At 69.8% G+C, this 18,344-nt stretch carries 19 protein-coding genes and 1 pseudogene; 8 read left to right on the top strand and 12 right to left on the bottom strand.

Annotated features, from left to right (window positions below; translation table 11 throughout):
* The first annotated feature begins 16 nt into the window (after positions 1–16).
* Positions 17–457: a nucleotidyltransferase domain-containing protein gene (locus tag ACNAW0_RS11595; RefSeq protein ID WP_416287784.1), complete on the top strand. Its 441-nt coding sequence runs from the start codon at positions 17–19 to the stop codon at positions 455–457.
* Here ACNAW0_RS11595 and ACNAW0_RS11590 read toward each other — a convergent pair.
* From ACNAW0_RS11590 to ACNAW0_RS11580, 3 genes are read right to left on the bottom strand one after another with little or no spacing between them, the layout of a single operon-like run.
* Positions 443–862 carry an arsenate reductase ArsC gene (locus ACNAW0_RS11590; RefSeq protein ID WP_416287783.1) on the bottom strand — a complete coding sequence of 140 codons (420 nt, stop codon included), beginning with the start codon at positions 860–862 and terminating at the stop codon, positions 443–445. The genes ACNAW0_RS11595 and ACNAW0_RS11590 overlap by 15 nt on opposite strands.
* Complete coding sequence (locus tag ACNAW0_RS11585) at positions 859–1,590, bottom strand: aquaporin (RefSeq protein WP_416287782.1); 732 nt, start codon at positions 1,588–1,590, stop codon at positions 859–861. Before ACNAW0_RS11585 ends, ACNAW0_RS11590 begins: the two co-directional genes overlap by 4 nt.
* A complete protein-coding gene (locus ACNAW0_RS11580; protein WP_416287781.1) occupies positions 1,587–1,961 on the bottom strand; it encodes an ArsR/SmtB family transcription factor in 375 nt (124 codons plus the stop codon). The genes ACNAW0_RS11585 and ACNAW0_RS11580 overlap by 4 nt, the downstream gene beginning before the upstream one ends.
* An 80-nt stretch (positions 1,962–2,041) precedes the next feature.
* Between ACNAW0_RS11580 and ACNAW0_RS11575 the strand changes: the two genes are divergently transcribed.
* Complete coding sequence (locus ACNAW0_RS11575; protein WP_416287780.1) at positions 2,042–2,500, top strand: ArsI/CadI family heavy metal resistance metalloenzyme; 459 nt, start codon at positions 2,042–2,044, stop codon at positions 2,498–2,500.
* A gap of 105 nt (positions 2,501–2,605) precedes the next feature.
* Here the strand turns inward: ACNAW0_RS11575 and ACNAW0_RS11570 are convergent.
* The 3 genes and pseudogenes from ACNAW0_RS11570 to ACNAW0_RS11560 all read right to left on the bottom strand — a co-directional run.
* A pseudogene (locus ACNAW0_RS11570) lies at positions 2,606–3,154 on the bottom strand (SanA/YdcF family protein); the annotation flags it as partial.
* Positions 3,153–3,515 carry a PH domain-containing protein gene (locus ACNAW0_RS11565; RefSeq protein WP_416287778.1) on the bottom strand — a complete coding sequence of 121 codons (363 nt, stop codon included), beginning with the start codon at positions 3,513–3,515 and terminating at the stop codon, positions 3,153–3,155. The gene ACNAW0_RS11565 and the pseudogene ACNAW0_RS11570, both read right to left, overlap by 2 nt.
* A 34-nt stretch (positions 3,516–3,549) precedes the next feature.
* Entirely contained in the window at positions 3,550–3,858 is a 309-nt protein-coding gene (locus tag ACNAW0_RS11560) for a 4a-hydroxytetrahydrobiopterin dehydratase (protein WP_416287844.1), read from the bottom strand.
* Between the two features lie 184 nt (positions 3,859–4,042).
* Here ACNAW0_RS11560 and ACNAW0_RS11555 point away from each other — a divergent pair, with 184 nt between their 5' ends.
* Positions 4,043–4,483, top strand: coding sequence for a (deoxy)nucleoside triphosphate pyrophosphohydrolase (locus tag ACNAW0_RS11555; RefSeq protein ID WP_416287776.1), 441 nt, complete (start codon positions 4,043–4,045; stop codon positions 4,481–4,483).
* 82 nt (positions 4,484–4,565) lie between these two features.
* Here ACNAW0_RS11555 and ACNAW0_RS11550 read toward each other — a convergent pair whose 3' ends face one another.
* From ACNAW0_RS11550 to ACNAW0_RS11525, 6 genes are all read right to left on the bottom strand, one after another.
* Positions 4,566–5,633 carry a succinate dehydrogenase/fumarate reductase iron-sulfur subunit gene (locus ACNAW0_RS11550; protein WP_416287775.1) on the bottom strand — a complete coding sequence of 356 codons (1,068 nt, stop codon included), beginning with the start codon at positions 5,631–5,633 and terminating at the stop codon, positions 4,566–4,568.
* Positions 5,633–7,546, bottom strand: a complete 1,914-nt coding sequence (locus ACNAW0_RS11545; protein WP_416287774.1) for a fumarate reductase/succinate dehydrogenase flavoprotein subunit — start codon at positions 7,544–7,546, stop codon at positions 5,633–5,635. Before ACNAW0_RS11545 ends, ACNAW0_RS11550 begins: the two co-directional genes overlap by 1 nt.
* A 10-nt stretch (positions 7,547–7,556) precedes the next feature.
* Positions 7,557–8,378 carry a hypothetical protein gene (locus ACNAW0_RS11540; protein WP_416287773.1) on the bottom strand — a complete coding sequence of 274 codons (822 nt, stop codon included), beginning with the start codon at positions 8,376–8,378 and terminating at the stop codon, positions 7,557–7,559.
* Between the two features lie 296 nt (positions 8,379–8,674).
* The gene (locus tag ACNAW0_RS11535) at positions 8,675–10,114 is read right to left on the bottom strand and encodes a TldD/PmbA family protein (protein ID WP_416287771.1); all 1,440 of its coding nucleotides are present in this window, start codon (positions 10,112–10,114) and stop codon (positions 8,675–8,677) included.
* Positions 10,111–11,541 (bottom strand): TldD/PmbA family protein, encoded by a 1,431-nt coding sequence (locus ACNAW0_RS11530; protein WP_416287770.1) that lies wholly within the window; start codon positions 11,539–11,541, stop codon positions 10,111–10,113. The genes ACNAW0_RS11535 and ACNAW0_RS11530 overlap by 4 nt, the downstream gene beginning before the upstream one ends.
* Before the next feature lie 32 nt (positions 11,542–11,573).
* A complete protein-coding gene (locus tag ACNAW0_RS11525; protein ID WP_416287769.1) occupies positions 11,574–12,122 on the bottom strand; it encodes a Uma2 family endonuclease in 549 nt (182 codons plus the stop codon).
* 239 nt (positions 12,123–12,361) lie between these two features.
* On the opposite strand from ACNAW0_RS11525, the gene ACNAW0_RS11520 reads away from it, so the two are divergent.
* From ACNAW0_RS11520 to ACNAW0_RS11500, 5 genes are all read left to right on the top strand, one after another.
* Entirely contained in the window at positions 12,362–13,465 is a 1,104-nt protein-coding gene (locus ACNAW0_RS11520) for an ABC transporter ATP-binding protein (protein ID WP_416287768.1), read from the top strand.
* Positions 13,462–14,487 (top strand): ABC transporter ATP-binding protein, encoded by a 1,026-nt coding sequence (locus ACNAW0_RS11515; protein ID WP_416287767.1) that lies wholly within the window; start codon positions 13,462–13,464, stop codon positions 14,485–14,487. Before ACNAW0_RS11520 ends, ACNAW0_RS11515 begins: the two co-directional genes overlap by 4 nt.
* Positions 14,484–15,500, top strand: a complete 1,017-nt coding sequence (locus ACNAW0_RS11510) for an ABC transporter permease (RefSeq protein WP_416287766.1) — start codon at positions 14,484–14,486, stop codon at positions 15,498–15,500. The genes ACNAW0_RS11515 and ACNAW0_RS11510 overlap by 4 nt, the downstream gene beginning before the upstream one ends.
* Positions 15,501–15,509: 9 nt before the next feature.
* Positions 15,510–16,496, top strand: a complete 987-nt coding sequence (locus ACNAW0_RS11505; RefSeq protein ID WP_416287765.1) for an ABC transporter permease — start codon at positions 15,510–15,512, stop codon at positions 16,494–16,496.
* A gap of 100 nt (positions 16,497–16,596) precedes the next feature.
* Positions 16,597–18,339: an ABC transporter substrate-binding protein gene (locus ACNAW0_RS11500; RefSeq protein ID WP_416287764.1), complete on the top strand. Its 1,743-nt coding sequence runs from the start codon at positions 16,597–16,599 to the stop codon at positions 18,337–18,339.
* The last annotated feature ends 5 nt before the right edge of the window (positions 18,340–18,344 follow it).

Genomic DNA, 18,344 nt, shown 5'->3' with positions numbered 1-18,344 from the left:
TGCCAGACTCGGCCGCATGGTGACGGCGGAGCGGTCCCGGGAAGTCCGATCGGTGGTCGACCTGGTCACCGGGTGGGCGTCCGAGCACGAAGACGTCCGAGCGGTGCTGGTCGTCGGCTCCTGGGCGCGTGGGGCCGCGCGGATGGACTCCGACGTCGACATCGTGGTCCTCACCGACAACCCGCGATACGCGGAGCCGGGCGTCTGGACGGACCGGCTCGGTGGCGAGGTCGTCCGGCTGGGCGAGTGGGGGCCGCTGAGGGAAGTCCGGGTGCGGTGCCCGTCAGGGTTGGAGGTCGAAATGGGCGTCGTGCCGGTGAGCTGGGCGAACATTGACCCGGTCGACCCGGGCACCCGCCGGGTCGTCAGCGACGGGCACCGAATCGCGTACGACCCGCAGGGTGTACTGGCCGCATTGTCGGCCGTTCTGCCGCACGGCAGGTTAGCTGGCGAGTGACCGCTGGGCTCGCAGGTCGGCGAGCAGCGTCCGGACCTTGCGCCCGATCTCGTCGCGGACCTGGCGTACGAGGTCGAGGGGCTGACCGGCGGGGTCGGTGAGCTGCCAGTCCTCGTACCGTTTTCCAGGGAACACCGGGCAGGCATCTCCGCAGCCCATGGTGACGATGATGTCGCTGGCTTCGGCCGCGTCCCAGCTGAGGCGTACCGGGGTCTGGTCGGTGAGGTCGATGCCGACCTCGCGCATCGCCTCGACGGCGACGGGGTTGATTCGCTCGGCGGGCGCGCTGCCGGCGGAGCGGACCTCGACGGTGTCGCCGGCGAGGTGGCGCAGCCAGCCGGCGGCCATCTGGGAACGGCCGGCATTGTGTACGCAGACGAACAGGACGCTCGGCTTGTCGCTCATCGGAGCACGGCCTCCTCGGTGGGGTGGGGTACGACGAGGGCGTCGGCGGAGCGCCCGGCGTGCGGGTACCAGATTGCGAGTGCGGCGACGGCGATCAGGCCGCCGACGAACTGGGCGGCGACGAAGCCCGGCACGGATGCCGGGGCGATGCCGGCAAAGGTGTCGGTGAACGCCCGACCGATGGTGACCGCCGGGTTGGCGAACGAGGTGGACGAGGTGAACCAGTAGGCGGCGCCGATGTAGGCACCCACGGCGGCGGGCGCGGCGGTCGCCCGGTTGCTGCGGGCCAGCGCGAAGACCAGGACGACCAGGCCGGCGGTGGCGACGACCTCGGCCAGCCACAGGTTGCTCCCGGTGCGGTCGGTGTGTGACCACGACACGGCCGGCAGCCCGTACATGAGGTCGGCCAGGACCGTGCCGGCGACCGCCCCGGTGACCTGCGCCGCCGCGTAGCCGGCGAGTTCCCGTACGGTCAGGCCGGCTCCGGTGTGTCGGCTCAGCCACCAGTCGGCGGCGGAGACGACCGGGTTGAAGTGTGCGCCGGACACCGGCCCGAACATCAGGATCAGCGCCCCCAGCGCGAGGGCGGTGGCGATCGCGTTCTCCAGCAGTTGCAGCCCGACGTCGTCGGGGGAGAGGCGGTTGGCGGCGATCCCGGAGCCGACCACGGCGGCGACCAGCATCGCGGTGCCGGCGAACTCGGCGGACGCGCGTCGGGCGAGACTCACGCGCCGGCCTCCGCGGCGGGCGCGGCGGAGATGTCCAGCAGCGCGCCGAGCTGGCGGAACGCTTCCGGCCTGACCCGGTACCAGACCCAGGTGCCGCGCCGTTCCGAGTCGACCAGGCCGGCCTCACGCAGCACCTTGAGGTGGTGCGAGATGGTCGGCCCGGACAGGTCGAACGCCGAGGTCAGATCGCAGACGCAGATCTCGGGCACCGAGGCGATCATCGACATCAGCCGCAGCCGGACCGGGTCGCCGAGTGCCTTGAACATCGGCGCGACCAGCGTCGCCTGGTCGGCGTCCATGGCGCGGACGGCGATGGGGGAGCAGCATGCGACCGCGCGTAGGTCCACCACCGGCAGGGCTTGTTTCGACATGACTCTACCTTGACAGGGTTCAAAACAGGGTGCAACAGTGGGGGTCCTGCTTCGATAAGAACCTAGATAAGGGGAAGCCAATGTCCCGTGTCCAGCTCGCCCTGCGCGTCTCCGACCTCGACGGCTCGGTCGCCTTCTACGCCAAGCTGTTCGGCGCCGAGCCGGCCAAGCGCCGCCCCGGCTACGCGAACTTCGCCATCGAGAACCCGCCACTGAAGCTCGTCCTGCTGGAAGGCGAGCCCGACCAGTCCACCGTCCTGGACCACCTCGGTGTCGAGGTGTTCAGCACCGACGAGGTGAACGCGGCGACCCGGCGGCTTGCCGACGCCGGCCTGATCACCCTCGAGGAGAACGACACCGAGTGCTGCTACGCGCTCCAGGACAAGGTCTGGGTCCGCGGACCTGGCAACGAGCCGTGGGAGGTCTACACCGTCAAGGCCGACTCCGCCCAGTTGGAGAAGGCGACCGCAGGCGCTTGTTGCACCCCGGCCGCGGAAGAGGAAGCTGCCCCTACCGGGGCTCCCGCCAGCTGCTGCTGACGGTTGCTTGCTGCTGGGTTCCCTGCGGACGGGGATCCGCCGGGACGCCGCCGGTCGCCTCGATGAACGGTACGCCCGCGACCGGCGGCTGACCCGGTGAGCGCCTCAGCCGACGCGGAGGGCGTCGTCGACGCTGGTCTCGCGGCGGCCGAGGTGCACCGGGCCGCGGCCGGAGACCACGTCCACCACCGCCTTCACGCAGGCGCCGTACTCGCGGGTCGAGCTGATCCGCCACTTTCGGGCGTACCGCCGGACGGTGTCGTCGCCCACGCCGTTGGCCTCGATGCCGAGGTGCCGGCACAGCGAGACGGCGCGGGGCAGGTGGAAGGACTGGGTCACCACCGTGAGGCGGTCCACCCCGAAGATCCGCTTGGCCCGCACGCACGAGTCGTACGTGTCGAAGCCGGCGTAGTCGAGCACCACCTTGCCCGCCGGCACACCCCGGTCGACCAGCCAACGCCGCATCGCCTCGGGCTCGTTGTAGCCGGCGTGCATGTTGTCGCCGGACACCAGGATCGCGTGGACCTTGCCGGCGGCGAACAGCCGCTGCGTGAGCTCCAGCCGGGCGGCGAGAAACGCCGACGGGTTGCCGTCCGCCTCCACCTTGGTGCCCAGGACCAGGGCGACCGGCGCGTCCGGCACGTCGAAGGCGTCAGGAGATGTGGTGCAGGATCACGTTGTGCACGTGGTGGCTCTTCTGCGCGCCCCGGAACTCGACCTCGTAGGTCTGCGAGCCGACGTGGATCGCGATCGCCCCGGTGGAGAAGAACGAGCCGCCCCACGACTTGTTGCTCACCACGCTGACGCTGGTGATCTTCGCGTACGGGATGCTGGTGATGGCGTACCGCTTGCCGATGAAGGAGCGGTCCTGGATGATCACGCGACGATCGGTCAGGCCGATGAAGCCGGTGCCCGTCCCGACCGCGTCGTAGACGGCGATGATCTGTTCGCCGGCCAGGAGCCCGCTCTGGATCTGCTGAAACTGGTCCTTGCGGTCGTACGTGGGGGTGGTCATGCCCTACGACGTTAGGCGGGGCGTGCCATCCGGCTCAGTGCTGGGTGACGGCGCGGACCGCGTCCTCGATGCGGGCGGCCAGCAGGACCTCGCCCTCGGTCAGCGGCTCGCCGTCGCCGTGGCCCACCCGGATCTGCGTACGGTCGGCGCGACGGCTGATCTCGGGACGCAGGCGCAGCGCGTCGGCGACCACCTTGACCCGCTCGGTCAACGCGGCGTGCTGGGTGTCGTCGAGGACGAGCGTGCGGTGGATCTGCTCACCTTCGCGGGTCCACCCGGACAGCAGGGCTAGGGCATCGCTCAGATAGTCGTGCTTGGCCCGCCCGCTGAACAGCACGCGAATCACCGCACCTCCCAGGCGTCGTTGCCGGTTTGTGGCCAAATCGTCGCCGCCCCGTGTCCTAGTCGCCGCCCTCTAGTTTGTCGTCACGCGGATGGTGTGTCCACGCCCACACTTCCGTGTTCTGTTGTCCTGACGGCGAGCTCAGGTACCCAAACCGCCGATTGATCTGGCAGGCTGGACGCCCGTGCGGACCGAACGGGCTAGCGGTAACGGGCAGGTAGACCGGCGTGAGCCGAAGGTGGTCGTCGGGGCGGCCATCGTCGTCGACGGCAGGGTGTTGGCCTGTGCCCGCTCCGCGCCCCCCGAGGTGGCCGGCCGCTGGGAGTTCCCGGGCGGCAAGGTCGAGCCGGGAGAGACTGACAGCGTCGCGCTGGTCCGCGAGTGCGCCGAGGAACTCGGCGTACGCGTGGAGATCGGCGCGCGGGTCGGCCGCGACGTGCGGATGGCCCACGGCCGTTCCGTCCTCCGGGTGTACGTGGCCCGCCTCCTCCATGGTGACCAGCCGAAGGCCCTGGAGCACTCCGAGCTGCGCTGGCTCTCCGCCGCCGAACTCGACAGCGTGCCCTGGCTGCCCGCCGACGTGCCGGTTGTCGCCGCCCTGCGCCCCCTGCTCGCGGGATCCTGAACGGCGAGAGCGGACACGGGGGCGGAAACGGGACGGGGGCCGCCGGCATCTGCCGCGGCCCCCGTCGTCGTTCGTGTCGTGCTCAGTGCTTCGGCTCGTCCTGCTGCGGGTGAGCGAAGTTGAGGTGCTGCGGCGGCAACGGGAACCGGAGGTCGTCGCCGAACGGCGACGGCGCGGCGGCCTTGTCGAAGGTCAGCTCGGTCAGCGGCAGCCGGCCGTTGGCGTCGACGGCGGGTGCCGTCGGGTGCGGCACCTCGCGGTGCCAGTTGACGCCCTGCTGCGCCTGCACCTCGGACCGCGTGTCGTGCGAGCCGCCGGCGTGCGAGTGCACCTCCTGCGGATCGTCGGCCGTCGCGGCGCCGCTGTGATGCCCGCTGGTCACGCTGGTCTGAGGCACCTGACCCCTCCGGAAGATCTTGCTACCAAGCCACACGAGGGGATCGTACCTGCGGTCCACGACCCGTTCCTTCATGGGGATGATCCCGTTGTCGGTGATCTTGATGTGCTCGGGGCAGACCTCGGTGCAGCACTTGGTGATGTTGCAGTAGCCGAGCCCCATCTCGGCCTGCGCGTACTCCTTGCGGTCGGGCTTCGCGTCGAGCGGGTGCATGTCCAGCTCGGCCGCCCGGATGAAGTACCGGGGACCGGAGAACGCCTGCTTGTTCTCCTCGTGGTCGCGGATCACGTGGCAGACGTTCTGGCACAGGAAGCATTCGATGCACTTGCGGAACTCCTGCGAGCGCTCGACGTCCACCTGCTGCATCCGGTAGTCGCCGGGGGCCACCCCGGCCGGCGGGGCGAACGCCGGGGTCTCCCGGGCCTTCTCGTAGTTGAACGAGACGTCGGTGACCAGGTCCCGGATGACCGGGAACGTCCGCAGCGGGGTGACCGTGACGGTCTCGTTCTCCTCGAACGTCGACATCCGGGTCATGCAGCTCAGCCGCGGCTTGCCGTTGATCTCCATGGAGCAGGAGCCGCACTTGCCGGCCTTGCAGTTCCACCGGCAGGCCAGGTCCGGCGCTTCCGTGTTCTGCAGCCGGTGGATGACGTCGAGGACGACCTCGCCCTCGTTGACCTCGACGGTGTAGTCCTGCAGGTCGCCGCCGGTCTCGTCGCCCCGCCAGATGCGGAACTGCCTCTTGGTCCCCATTACTTGCTCGCCTCCTCAGCGAGGGCGTCGAACTCGGCGAGTTCCTCGTCGGTCAGGTATTTGGCCAGCTCCGCCCGGTCGAAGAGGGCGATCAGCTCCGGGCGCATCTTCGGCAGCGGCTTGTGCTCCAGGCGGACCATGTCGCCGTCGAGCGAGCAGACCAGGTTCACCCGCCGCCACTTCGCGTCCATCGTCGGGAAGTCCTCCCGGGTGTGCCCGCCGCGCGACTCCTGCCGCTCCAGCGCCGCCTTCGCGGTGCACTCCGAGACCACCAGCATGTTGCGCAGGTCCAGCGCCAGGTGCCAGCCCGGGTTGTAGCGGCGGCCGCCGGCCGCGCTCACCTTGGCCACCCGCTCGCGCAGCTCGGTCAGCTTGCCCAGTGCGTCGGCCAGCTCACCTTCCCGCCGGATGATCCCGACCAGCTCCCCCATCACCGTCTGGAGGTCCCGCTGGAGGGCGTACGGGCTCTCGCCGGTGTCCCGGTGCAGCGGCGCGAGGGCCGTCTCCACCGCGGCCTCCACCGCCGCCACGGGCACCGTCGGGCGCGACGTGAGCTGGTCGGCGTACGAGGCGGCGTGGCCGCCCGCCCGCTTGCCGAAGACGAGCAGGTCGGACAGCGAGTTGCCGCCGAGCCGGTTGGAGCCGTGCATGCCGCCGGAGACCTCACCGGCGGCGAAGAGCCCACGTACGGTGCCTGCTGCCGCGCCGGAGTCCGGGTCCACCTCGACGCCGCCCATCACGTAGTGGCAGGTCGGGCCGACCTCCATCGGCTCCTTGGTGATGTCGACGTCGGCCAGCTCCTTGAACTGGTGGTACATCGACGGCAGGCGGCGGCGGACTTCCTCGGCCGGCAGCCGGGAGGCGATGTCCAGGTAGACGCCGCCGGCCGGCGTACCCCGACCCGCCTTGACCTCGCTGTTGATCGCGCGGGCGACCTCGTCGCGGGGGAGCAGCTCGGGTGGACGCCGGTTGTTGTCCGGGTCCGTGTACCAGCGGTCCGCCTCCGCCTCGTTGTCCGCGTACTGCTTGCGGAACACGTCCGGCACGTAGTCGAACATGAACCGCTTGCCGTCGGAGTTCTTCAGCACCCCGCCGTCGCCGCGGACCGACTCGGTGACCAGGATGCCCTTCACCGAGGGCGGCCAGACCATGCCGGTCGGGTGGAACTGGAGGAACTCCATGTTGATCAGCGTCGCCCCGGCGCGCAGCGCCAGCGCGTGACCGTCCCCGGTGTACTCCCAGGAGTTCGAGGTGACCTTGTAGGAGCGACCCACGCCGCCGGTGGCCAGCACCACGGCCGGCGCCTCGAAGAGGATGAACTCGCCGGACTCCCGGTAGTAGCCGAACGCGCCGGCGACCCGGTCGCCGTCGAGCAGCAGTTCGGTGACGGTGGTCTCGGCGAAGACCTTGATCCGCGCCTCGTAGTTGCCGAACTCCCGCTTGTCCTCCTGCTGGAGCGAGACGATCTTCTGCTGGAGGGTACGGATCAGCTCCAGCCCGGTCCGGTCGCCGACGTGCGCCAACCGCGGGTACTCGTGGCCGCCGAAGTTGCGCTGTGAGATCTTCCCGTCCTTCGTACGGTCGAACAGCGCGCCGTACGTCTCCAGCTCCCAGATCCGCTGCGGCGACTCCTTCGCGTGCAGCTCGGCCATCCGGAAGTTGTTGAGGAACTTGCCGCCGCGCATGGTGTCGCGGAAGTGCACCTGCCAGTTGTCCCGGGAGTTCACGTTCCCCATCGCGGCCGCGGCGCCGCCCTCGGCCATGACGGTGTGCGCCTTGCCGAAGAGCGACTTCGAGATGATCGCGGTCTTCTTGCCGGCCAGCCGGGCCTCGATCGCCGCGCGCAGGCCGGCGCCGCCGGCTCCGATCACGACGACGTCGTAGTGGTGTCGTTCGATTCGCGTCTCAGTCATGTGAGGGCCTTCAGTTGATGAACCGCGGGTCGGCGAACCAGCCTGCCGAGACCGCCATGATGTAGAAGTCGGTCAGCGCCAGGGTGCCGAGGGTGATCCAGGCGAGCTGCATGTGCCGGACGTTCAGCCAGGAGATGAAGGTCCAGGCCTTGTAGCGCACCGGGTGCTTGGAGAAGTGCTTCAGCCGGCCGCCGATGATGTGCCGGCAGGAGTGGCAGGAAATGGTGTACGCCCAGAGCATCACCACGTTGCCGACCAGGACCAGGTTGCCGAGCCCGAACCCGAAGCCCTTGGGCGAGTGGAAGGCGTAGAAGACGTCGTACGTGTTGATCGCCGAGATGAGCGCGGCGGCGTAGAAGAAGTAGCGGTGCAGGTTCTGCCCGAGCAGCGGGAACCGGGTCTCCCCGCCGTACGACTGGTGTCCATCCGGGACCGCGCAGGCCGGCGGCGAGAGCCAGAACGACCGGTAGTAGGCCTTGCGGTAGTAGTAGCAGGTCAACCGGAACAGCAGCAGGAACGGCAGGGTCAGCGCCGCGTCCGGGATGATCCACCAGTCCGGCAGGAAGGTGCCCATGTGCGCGGAGCCCGCGCCGCACCGCTCGGTCAGGCAGGGGGAGTAGAACGGCGTCAGGTAGTGGAAGTCCTCGACCCAGAACCACCTGTGCATGAAGACCCGCACCGTCGCGTAGATGACCCAGGCGCTGAGTCCGACGACGGTGATCAGTGGCGCGAACCACCAGCGGTCGGTCCGTAACGACTTCGCCGCGATCGCGGCGCGTGCCCGCGCCCCAAGCGGCTGGGTTATCGGCGTCGTAGCCGACTTTGATGTCATTCGAGTCTCCCTGACGGCGCCCCCACGGGGCGGCGGATCACCTTCCGTACCGGCCAGCGGACCGGCGAGACCACGTCCACTGCCACGTCTTGCGCACGCATGCGGCCGCGCCGGCGAACCGGCGCAGCTAGTTGACACACGTTACGCCGATCTTCGCGGCGTGGCCGCGCAACGCAGTGTCCCGTGTGTTCACCAGGTTGGAAAGACCCGATCCATGATCAATATTCGTACGGGTGCCGTGAACCGGGCCAGCGACTCGATCCGTCGACCGGCACCGGCTCCGGGAAGAAGCCTCCTCAGCCGGACGCGCCGCCGGTGAAGTTCCACGACGTCAGCCGTAGCGGCGGCGCCTCCCACCAGGAGCCGTCGACCCGATCCGGCTGGCGGACCGGCTGCCGGCCCAGGCCGAGCACCCGGCCCGGCCCCAGCGCCAGCGGGTACGACTCGGTGAAGCGGAAGTCGCGGACCGCCCGGGTCGGCACCCCGTCCTCGACCAGCCAGACGCCGTTGCGCGTCAGCCCGGTGATGACCAGCCGTTTCGGGTCGAGCACCCGGGTGTACCAGAAGTCGCTGACCAGCAGCCCGCGCTCCACCCCGGCCACCAGCGCCGAGGTGTCCGCGTCGGCTACCGCCCCGCCCGGGGCCGCCCCCGGGCCGGGTGCCGGGCGGTCGCCGTCGGCCGTCCCGCCCACGGACGCCGGGCTGTCCCCACCGACCGTGCGGGCGGCGGCGGGGAGCAGGCGGAGGTTGTGCGGGATCGGGCCGAAGGTGGACGCGCCGGGCATCCCGTGGCCGGTGGACGCCACCCCCGCCTCGGCGCCGCTGCGCCGGTCGTGCGCCACCGCCGTCGTGGTGCCGGCGTCGACCAGGGTCAGGGCGTGTCGCGGGCTGCCCTCCAGGTCGTACGGCAGGGCCGAGGCGTGCAGCGGATCGTCGACCAGGGTCACCGAAGGGTCGAACTGGACGACGCCGAGTTCGGCGAAGGACTGCCGCTCGGCGTACCGCTTGCCGTTGAAGCCGAACCAGGCGAGGTTCTGCAGCAGGTCGGCGACGGCGGCCGGTTCGAGCACCACCTCGTACCGCCCCGGGGGCAGTTCGACCGGATCGGCCGCGGCTCGCGCCTTCGCCGCCGCCCGGGCGCCCAGCACGGCACCGTCCAGCTCACCGAGCCGGTCGGCGCAGCGTCGGGCCACCCCGTCCGCCCCGCCGGTACGCGCGATGCCGTCCATCGCCGCCTCGGCCGTACGCCCCACCGCCGAATGCCCGGCCGAGTTGGCGAACGCGCCCGACCTGTACGCTGTCCGGCAGTAGCCGGCGGTCTCCAGCCCGCCGGCCGCGTCCACGAAGGCGCGTACCCGGGCGGTCCGCTCGTCGGGCGACGCGTACGCGGTGGCCTCGTCGAGGACCGCGTCCGGCGGGACCGGCGACGGCGGGGTCAGCCCCGGCCAGGCCGGATCGGGCGGGGCGAGCCGGGCCGCTGCCAGGGCTCGCTCGACCAGGGCGGTCAGCCCGTCGGGATCGAGCAGACTGCCGCTGCCGGCGGCGGTCCGTCCGTCGACGTGCAGCCGCAGCCGCACCGCCGTGCCCGACTCGGCGACGTTCTGGTGGATGAACGAGTTCGCGAACCGGGTCAGCGCCAGGTCGGCGCGGGCCACCGTGACCTCGGCCTGCGCGTCCGGCCCGGCAAGCCGGCGGACCAGCTCGACGACCTGACCAGCGACATCCAGCTCTCTCATGCCCGTACCCCCACCCGGACGTTGCGGAAGCGGGCCGGGGCGGCCGGGTGGCCGGTGTGCCCGACCTGGCCGGGCTGGCCCTTACCGCAGTTCGGCGTGCCCCACGGGACGATCTCGGAGGAGAGCATGTCCATCGAGCGCCAGAAGACCGGCCCGATTCCCGTGTACGTGGGGTTGCGCAGCATCCGCCCCCGCCGGCCCTTCTTCACCTCCCAGCCGACCTCGCAACCGAACTGGAAGTTCAGTCGCTTGTCGTCGATCGACCAGGAGCGGTTGATGTCCATCAGCACCCCGTCGTCGGTGGCGTCGATGATCTCGTCGAGGGTGTGTGGGCCCGGTTCCAGGCCCACGTTGGTCATCCGCACCATCGGCAGCCGGGCCCAGCCGTCCGCCCGTACGCTGCCGCCGTAGCCGAGACCGGCGACGGCGGCCGAGTCACGGCCGGCGAGCACTCCCACCCATCGTCCCGTGCGGACCGCGTCCCGCTTGACCGCCGGGGAGCCCTCGTCGTCGAAGCCGAAGCTCCCCAGCGCGCCGGGGATGGTCGGGTCGATGGTGATGTTCATCAGCTCGGAGCCGTAGCGCAGCGCGCCGAGCTGGGCCAGGTCAAGCCAGGACGTCCCGGCGAAGGCGGCCTCCCAGCCGAGGATCCGATCCAGCTCGATGGCGTGGCCGACCGACTCGTGGATCTGCAGGGCGAGCTGCTCGCCGCCGAGGATCAGATCGGTCTCGCCGGCCGGGCACTCGGGGGCGGTGAGCAGTTCCCGGGACTCCTCGGCGATCCGGGCGGCGTGCGCGGCCAGGTCGAGCGAGGTGACCAGCTCCCAGCCGGTGGTGCCGTACTGCCCGCGGTAGCTCGGGTAGGACCGCCGCTGGGTCTCGCCGTCGCCGATGGAGGTGGCCGAGATGCCGCCGCCGCATTCCCGGATGCGCTGGTCGATGCGGTGCCCCTCGCTGGAGACGAACCATTTGGCGGTGTCCCAGATCTGGTAGAGGCCCTCGGCCAGGTCGGCGCCGTGCGCGCGCATCGTCTCGGTGGCGCGGACCAGCAGGTCGCCCTTGTCGGAGAGGGGGACGCCGAGCGGGTCCACCTCGCATCCGGAGGCCCAGCTCGCGACGGCGGCCTCGACGGGGACCAGGTCGACCGACGGGCCGGGGACCCGCGCGCTCGCGGCGGCGGTCGCCGCGGCGCGCCGGCCGGCCTCGCGAGCGTCCGACAGATCGGGTACGGCATGGAAGCCCCAGCTCGACCCGACCAGCGCTCGGACGCCCAGCCCGATGCTCTCGTCCTGGGTCAGCTCCTCGATGTCGCCGTTGCGGGCCGACATCGACTCGTAGCGGCGGTGCATCACCCGGGCGTCCGCGTATCGCGCCCCCGCGTCGAGGGCGGCCTGGACGGCGTCGCTCGCCGCGTCGAACTCGCTCATGCGCCGACCCTAGGCGAGCGGACCGACATCCGTCAGGAGACGAGATCCTCCGGCCGGATCGTGGCGCGCACTGGCTCGGTCAACTCCAACGCCTCGCCCGGCTTGGTCACCGAAAGCTCCCGGTAGTGCCGGCCCTGCCGTCGGTACAGGTGCAGCGTGCCGTTCTCCTGCTCGACCAGGAGGTACCACTCAATCCCGGCAGCGGCGTAGTAGTGCATCTTGAGCACCTTGTCGGTGGCCGCGTTGCTCGGCGAGATGATTTCGCAGACCAGCCGGACTGCGTCCGCCTCGATGATGAGCTCGTCGAGGTTGACAGGGTCGGTGATGACGATGTCGGGGATGGGGATGCGGCCCGGCCGGAGCCGGACGTTCACCGCCTCGAGCAACTCCAGTCCAACGGCCTCGGTGGCCGTTTCGAGGATGTTGCCGAGCTTGCGCGAGATCCGTTGGTGTCGGGGGGTGGGCGCAGGGGTCACGTGGAGGCTCCCGTCGAAGAGTTCGACGCGTTGCTGCGTCTCGCCGAGGGCGAGGTACTCCTCTTCCGTCCACTGCCCGTCGTGGTCGAACACCGCCGCGGTCATGGTCACCTCCACCTCGTGCCGGCGGGAATCTTCACGTGGCTCGCGCGTCCATCGTCGCACTCGCCGTGCGATCAGGGCACGGAGGCCGCCAGTTGCGGAAGTGAATGTCCTGCTGAAGGGCTGGCCAAGCCCGAAACCCAGTCGTTACGCTCAGGCCGCTGACATCCCACGTTTTGTAGCTTATTTTCGCCTCCAGAGCTTTGCTGTAAGTTCTCTTCGTCACTGAGGGGGAGGCGGTCGTGGGCAGGTCGGAGTCGGCGCCGTCCGGGGAACCGGATCGCCCCGTAGTCCCGGAGCAACGCTCCGGTGAGGATCCCTACCTGCGGGTGAAAGACCTGCGGGTGCGCTTTGACACCGAGGACGGTGTGGTCCGGGCCGTGGACGGGGTGTCGTTCTCGGTGGAGCGGGGCCGCACGCTGGGCATCGTGGGGGAGTCGGGCTCGGGCAAGAGCGTGACGTCGCTGGCGATCCTGGGGTTGCACAACGCCAAGCGGGCCACGATCACCGGGGAGATCTCCATCGGTGGCCGCCAGCTGGTCGGGCTGCCGGAGGAGGAGGTGCGGCGGCTGCGGGGCCGGGACATGGCGATGATCTTCCAGGATCCGCTGTCGGCGTTGCATCCGTACTACACGGTCGGCAGGCAGATCGCTGAGGCGTACCGGGTGCACCATCCGAGGGCGGGGAAGCGGGAGGCCCGGCAGCGGGCGGTGGACATGCTGGGTCGGGTGGGGATTCCCCAGCCGGTGCGGCGGTTCGACCAGTATCCGCACGAGTTCTCGGGTGGGATGCGGCAGCGCGCGATGATCGCGATGGCGTTGGTGAACGACCCGGACCTGTTGATCGCGGACGAGCCGACGACGGCGTTGGATGTGACGGTGCAGGCGCAGATCCTGGACCTGCTCGAAGACCTCCAGCAGGAGTTCCGGTCGGCGATCATTCTGATCACGCATGACCTGGGCGTGGTGTCCCAGGTGGCGGATGACGTGTTGGTGATGTACGGGGGGCGGGCGGTCGAGCGCGGGAGTGTGGCGCAGGTGTTGCGTCGGCCGCAGCATCCGTACACGTGGGGGTTGTTGTCGAGTGTGCCGTCGTTGCACGGTGACGCGGACGGGGACCTGGTGCCGATCAAGGGCAATCCGCCGTCGTTGATCAACCTGCCGTCGGGGTGCGCGTTCCACCCGCGTTGCCGTTACGCCGGCCGCAACGGCGACCGCTCGCGCACGGTGGTGCCGGAGTTGCGCCCGGCCGGGGAGGAGGGCCACCTGGTCGCCTGCCACCTGCCCGCCGAGGAACGCACCCGCCTCTACCGGCAGGACATCGCCCAGGTGGGAGTCGCGCAATGAGTACCGTCACCGAGCCGCTGCTGAAGGTGCGTGGGCTGACCAAGCACTTCCCGGTCCGGGAGGGCTTCCGAGCTAGGGGCGCCGTCCGGGCCGTCGACGGGCTGGACTTCGAGGTGCGGCCGGGTGAGACGTTGGGCCTGGTCGGCGAGTCCGGGTGCGGCAAGACCACCACCGGGCGGATGCTGGTGCGGCTGCTGGAATCCACCTCCGGCACGATCGAGTTCGCCGGCCGGGACATCACCCACGCCCGCCGCCGGGAGCTGCGGCCGTTGCGGCAGGACCTGCAGATCATCTTCCAGGACCCGTACGCCTCGCTGAACCCCCGCCACACCGTGGGCCGGATCGTGGCCATGCCACTGCAGGTCAACGGCATCGACCCGCCCGGCGGCACCAAGAAACGCGTGCAGGAGCTGCTGGAACTGGTCGGGTTGAACCCGGAGCACTACAACCGGTACCCGCACGAGTTCTCCGGCGGCCAGCGGCAGCGCATCGGCATCGCCCGCGCCCTGGCGCTGCGCCCGAAACTCATCGTCGCCGACGAACCTGTCTCCGCGTTGGACGTCTCCATCCAGGCCCAGGTCATCAATCTGCTCCGCGAGCTGCAACGCGACCTCGACCTGGCCTTCGTGTTCATCGCCCACGACCTTGCCGTCGTCCGCCACTTCTGCCACCGCGTCGCCGTCATGTACCTCGGCAAGATCGTCGAGATCGGGGAGCGGGCGGACATCTACGAGCGCCCGCAGCACCCGTACACCCGGGCGCTGCTCTCCGCGGTGCCCGACGTGACGCGGGCCGACGCGTCCGGGCGGATCCGGCTGGTCGGTGACGTCCCGACCCCGCTCAATCCGCCGTCGGGCTGCCGGTTCCGTACCCGGTGCTGGAAGGCGCAGGAGCGCTGCGCCACCGAGGAGCCGACGCTGGTGCCGCGGGACGGCGGGGCGCAGCTGGTCGCCTGCCACTTCCCGGAGTCCGGCGGTCAGGACAGTGCCGGCGGTCAGGACAGTGATGGGGGGACACGATGAGCCTGTCACCGGTTGACAAGGCGGCGCTGGCCGAGACGGGGCCCCCGGCGCCCGGCGACGCGGTGCCGGAGGCGGAGGCGAAGGAGTTCGTCGGCCGCTCGCCCGGGCAGCTCGCCTGGGCCCGGCTGCGGCGCGACCGCACCGCGATGATCAGCGGCGTGACGGTGGTGCTCTTCCTCGTCATCGCGCTCGCCGCACCCCTCATCGAGCGGCTGTACGGGATCGGGCCGTACCAGCAGTTCCAGGACCAGCTCGACGGGACGGGCATGCCGCTCGGCTACGCGGGTGGGGTCTCCGGCGAGCACTGGTTCGGCCTGGAGCCGCAGCTGGGCCGGGACATCTTCATCCGGCTGGTCTACGGGATCCGTACCTCGCTCCTCATCGCCTTCGCCGCCGCGATCATCACCGCGGGCACCGGCATCGTGCTGGGCGTCGTCGCCGGCTTCCTCAGCGGCTGGGTGGACGCCGTGATCGGGTGGGTCATCGACTTCACGCTGGCCCTCCCGTACCTGATCTTCGCGCTGGCGGTGGTGCCGACCGTGGCGCTGCGCTTCTACGGCCCTCGGGACAATCCGCCGGACTGGTTCAAGATGGTGGTGATCATCGGTATCTTCGCGGCCTTCGGCTGGACGGCGACCGCCCGGTTGGTACGCGGCCAGGTGATCTCGCTGCGCGAGCGGGAGTTCGTGGAGGCGGCCCGGGCCAGCGGTGCGGGGCTTCTGCACATGGCGTTCCGGCAACTGCTACCGAACATCTGGGCCCCGATCCTGGTCTCCTTCTCGCTGGCGCTGCCGGCGTACATCACCAGCGAGGCCGCGCTCTCCTTCCTCGGCGTGGGCATGGTCGACCCGACCCCCGACTTCGGTGCCATGATCTTCAAGAGCATCGACTTCATGCAGACCGATCCCGCGTACCTCTTCTTCCCCGGCGTCGCGATCTTCGTCCTCGTCTTCGCCTTCAACCTGTTCGGTGACGCGCTGCGTGACGCGCTCGACCCGAAGTCGTCCCGCTAGAGGTGTGACATGGTGCGATTCCTGATCAAGCGCATCCTCACCGCGGTGCTGACCCTGACCGTGGTCAGCATTGTCGCGTTCCTGATGTTCTTCGCGCTCCCCGCCGACCCGGTCACCGGGATGTGCCCGAAGAACTGCAACACCGAGCGGCTGGAGCGGGTCCGCGACGAGTTGGGCCTCAACGACCCCAAGCCCGAGCAGTACCTCAACTACATGAAGGGCATCTTCGTCGGCCGGGACCTGGGCAGTGCGCAGGGCGGGCAGTGCGATGCGCCGTGCCTGGGCTACTCGTACGTCAACAGCGAGGCGGTCAGCGACACGTTTGCCCGCGTGCTGCCGGTGACCCTGAGCATCGTCATCCCGGCGGCGATCATCTGGCTCGTCCTCGGCATCGGCCTCGGCATGGTCTCCGCGTTACGCAAGGGCACCCTGCTGGACCGGCTGTCGGTCGGCTTCTCCCTCACCGGCGCCTCGCTGCAGCTCTACTTCGTGGGCGCGGTGCTGCAGCTCGTCTTCGTCTACACCCTGCACATTCTGCCGACGCCGGGCTACACCTCGATATTCGACAATCCGCTCAAGTGGGCCGGCGGCCTCGTGCTCGCCTGGTGGTCGTTGGCCTTCCTCTTCTCCGCCGTCTACACCCGGCTGTCCCGGGCACAGATGTTGGAGACGCTGTCGGAGGACTTCGTCCGCACCGCCCGGGCGAAGGGGCTGGCCAAGGGGAAGGTGTACGGCCGGCACGCGCTGCGTGCGGCGATCACCCCGATGGTGACGATCGCCGGGCTGGATCTCGGATCGGCGTTGGGTGGCACAGTCATCACCGAGACCACGTTCGGCATCCGGGGTCTGGGGCGGACGGCGGTGGATGCCGTCCGGCTCGGTGACCTGCCGACCATCATGGCCACCGTGTTGATCTCCGCGTTCTTCATCGTGCTGGCGAACATCGTGGTGGACCTGCTCTACGCGACGATCGATCCCCGCGTCCGGCTCGGGTGATCGGGGGATTGTTGTCGGCCCGTTATTCGATTGAAATTTACCTTCTTGGGCTACTAAGCGAAGCTTTCCTTCATATTGGAAGATCGGAAGGAACGGAATCATGAGAGCCAGAGTGGCCGCTGCCGCAGGAAGTGCCTTCGCCTTGGCGTTGACACTGGGCGCATGCAGCAAGAACACCGGCACCAAGACGGATGTGGACACCGGGCGGAAGACCACCGGGGTCATCGCGACCGACCCCAAGGACTCGCTCGGCCCCGCGGCCGAGGTGCCGGGGGCGACGAAGGGTGGCACCCTCACCATCCTGCGTGAAACGCAGATCTCGCACCTGGACCCGCAGCGGGTCTACTCCTTTGCCGGGCTGATGGCCGCCCCGCTCTACGCCCGCTACCTGACCACGTGGAAGGACGACGGCAAGGGCAAGCTGACCCTGGTCGGCGACCTCGCCGAGACCCCGGGCACGAACGTCAACAACGACTGCAAGGTCTGGGAATTCAAGATCAAGGACGGGCTGAAGTTCGAGGACGGCCGGCCGATCACCAGCAAGGAGGTCGCGTACGGCATCGCCCGCTCGTTCAGCCCCGACCTCACCGGCGGCCCGACCTACATCCAGGAGTGGCTGGCCGACAGCGCGCAGTACGACACCGTCTGGGACTTCAAGGCCAACAAGGGCTCCCTGCCCCCCGGGCTGACCACGCCGGACGACAAGACCGTGCGGTTCGAGTTCAAGACCGCGCACTGCGACCTGCCCTTCGCCGCGTCGCTGCCGGCCACCGCACCCCTGCCGGCGGACAAGGACACCGGCGTCAACGTGGACAACCAGCCGTTCTCGTCCGGCCCCTACAAGATCACCAAGCTGACGCCGGGCGTAGAGGTGGTGCTGGAGCGCAACGACCAGTGGGACCCGAAGACCGACCCGGTGCGCCACCAGTACCCGGACAAGTTCGTCTGGTCGTTCGGCGCCACGCCGGACGCGCAGGCCAACCGGATGATCGCCGACAACGGCCCGGACCAGAGCGCGGTTGCCTTCAACACGGTGCCCGCCTCGCTGGTCTCGCGCGTGCTCGGTGACGCGGCGCTGAAGGACCGTTCGATGCTCGAGCCCACGCCGAGCGCCAACCGGCTCACCATCAACACCCAGCGGGTCACCGACCTCAAGGTGCGCCAGGCGCTCAACTACGCGATCGACCGGGAAGGCCTGGTCAAGGCGCTCGGCGGCGAGGCCCTCGCGTCGCCGATGACCACGCTGCTGCCGCCGGCCACCCTCGGCTTCGAGAAGTACGACGCCTACCCGGCCGGCCCGACCGGCAACCCGGACAAGGCCAAGGAGCTGCTCGGCGGCAAGGAGGTGCCGCTGGTGCTCGCCGTGCGGGACGACGACCTGAACCAGCGGCTCGGCACCCAGCTCAAGAACAACCTGGAGAAGGCCGGCTTCAAGGTCACGGTGAAGACGACCCCCGCGGACTCCTACCTGGACGACGTCAAGAAGAAGGACAACGCTTGGGACATCTACCTCGATTCCTGGGCGGCTGACTGGCCCAGCGGCGCCGCGGTCCTGCCGGTGCTCTTCGACGGCCGCAACATCAAGCCCGCGGGCAACAGCAACACGGCGTACGTCAACAGCGACACGATCAACGCCGAGTTCGACCGGGTGCTGGCCATGGACCCGGCCGCCCAGGCGTCCGAGTGGGCCAAGCTGGACAAGAAGATCATGGAGGAGCTCGCTCCGGCGGTCCCGCTCTGGGTCGACGTGTCCTTCAACCTGCACGGCTCCAAGGCCGGCGGTGTCTTCATCGAGAGCATCTTCGGCAACGTGTCCTTCGTGAACGCGTACGTCAAGCAGTGACGACG

It is taken from the genome of Micromonospora sp. SL1-18 (genome assembly GCF_047921505.1).
GTDB lineage: Bacteria > Actinomycetota > Actinomycetes > Mycobacteriales > Micromonosporaceae > Micromonospora.
Note: the sequence above shows the minus strand (reverse complement) of the source record. Positions and strands in the feature narration are given on the sequence as shown.